The 1,642-nt window shown below is 53.7% G+C and carries 3 protein-coding genes; 1 reads left to right on the forward strand and 2 read right to left on the reverse strand.

The annotated features are described in order from the left end of the window. On the reverse strand, nucleotides 1-441 hold a 441-nt coding region (locus tag DBR23_RS22875), incomplete at its 3' end, for a hypothetical protein (protein ID WP_146191417.1). Between the two features lie 263 nt (nucleotides 442-704). Between DBR23_RS22875 and DBR23_RS22880 the strand changes: the two genes are divergently transcribed. Next, nucleotides 705-1,016, forward strand: a complete 312-nt coding sequence (locus tag DBR23_RS22880; protein WP_108499681.1) for an H-NS family nucleoid-associated regulatory protein — start codon at nucleotides 705-707, stop codon at nucleotides 1,014-1,016. A gap of 200 nt (nucleotides 1,017-1,216) precedes the next feature. Here the strand turns inward: DBR23_RS22880 and DBR23_RS29755 are convergent. Beyond that, the coding region (locus tag DBR23_RS29755; protein ID WP_158276485.1) for a hypothetical protein at nucleotides 1,217-1,642 on the reverse strand (426 nt) is incomplete at its 5' end.

The raw sequence follows: 1,642 nt of genomic DNA on the forward strand, positions 1-1,642 counted from the left end.
TGACGGCGTGTTGCTGCCCTCGGGGCCCAACCAGTCGCTGGCATTTCCTGCGCCTTCAACGGCGTCAGTGACATATCCGACCATATACGAACTCAAGAATCTGTTGTTCTTGCGATTGAACATGAACTCGGTAAACCCTTTGCAATGCAAATAGCCACCGACGTTGAAGTCTGCAGGGCACACAAAGTCTGGTGAACTTGAGCCGACCTTTTTCACAACCCATACATTCCCCAGTTTCAACTCGGCAGGGGACGCCCTTGTAATCAGGAACTTTTCGGTTTCCTGAAAGAAAACAGTCCCCCACTGTTTTTTTGCTTTGTTGAAAGCGAACCCGGTGGCGTGATCCGTCGTACAGAAGTAGCCCTCGCGATCTTGTGCGAACGAGCCTGCAGGGCCTACTGAGAGGACGGCGATAAGAGCCAAGGAAGCAAGCGATTTCATCTTCAAAAACCCTCGAACTGTAGAGTTGGACCTAGACAAAGTATCTCTCAAAAGTAATTGCTTCAGCCAGTTCCCCGCGATTTTCACTTTCCTGGGGAACTATCGAAACAGATGCAAAAACACCCACTCAAATACATATCGGCATCTGGAAACATAGCGTATGCAGTTTGAATATGGGGTAATATTTGCGTCCTCAAATGCAGGGTCTCATTTTGAGAATAGCGCCCTGAATCCTGTCATTCAACTTTTATAGGAACAACATAGTGACTGACACCAGCTACAAAGAACTTCTGGCCCAACGAGATGCTCTGGAAAAACAGATTGCTGCTGCGCGCGCTCAAGAACTTTCGGGCGCCATTGAAACCGCCCGAAAATTGATCGCTGAGTTTGGTTTGACCCAGGCTGATGTATTCACGCAAGGCCGCAGTTCCCGTGGGCAGCGCCCTTCGGTGGCCCCCAAGTACCGCGATCCAGCTACAGGTGCAACCTGGTCAGGTCGTGGTCTTCCTCCGAAATGGATTTCAGGCAAAGATCGAGCAGAGTTCGCCATCCAGGCCGATAACGTGCCGGCGTGATTTTCTCCCTGCTCCCGCACAGCCTTCCCGCAAGGGAGGCGAGGTTGTCAGGCTACCTATCTCGGGAGGGTGGGTAGGCCTGCAGTCGAAGCGCGCATGCAGGCTTAAAAGATGTGTTCGGGTAGAGCAGCCCAGGAAGGTGACTCACTGCGCCGGTCAATGCCAACCCGGTAAATGTCTCTAGGTGCAGGGTCGCACTGTCATCGCTTGCCTGACGACACGTGCGAGGCAAGTTTTGTCGTCACAGACGCGAAATAGATGAATGGCTTGATGCCTTTCGCGATGGCCTCACGCTTGATCCCAGTCGTCGCTCCCATACCGTGCAAGTGCAGCTCCGTCGCACCATCTCTAAGGGCCATTTCAAGCGCCTGGCGGCATGCCGCTATCTTCGTTCGGTGCACCACCTTGCGGAAGTGTTCAGGGGTGGAAATTGCTGCTGCCTCTTGGTCGTGCGGTACGCACCAGTAGCCCATCGAGTCTTCAAAGATTGTGAACTTCGCGGCCTTTCTGGGCAGTGCCGCCGGTTTGGTCGTGGCAATCTCTTTTGCCTTTGCGCTCTTCCAGGTGAGGACCCGATTCTCTGAGTCCACCGTGAACTGAACGCCATGGGCGTTGCGGCCGGTGAG

This window comes from Acidovorax sp. HMWF018 (genome assembly GCF_003061035.1).
In the GTDB taxonomy this organism is placed as follows: Bacteria; Pseudomonadota; Gammaproteobacteria; order Burkholderiales; family Burkholderiaceae_C; genus Acidovorax; species Acidovorax delafieldii.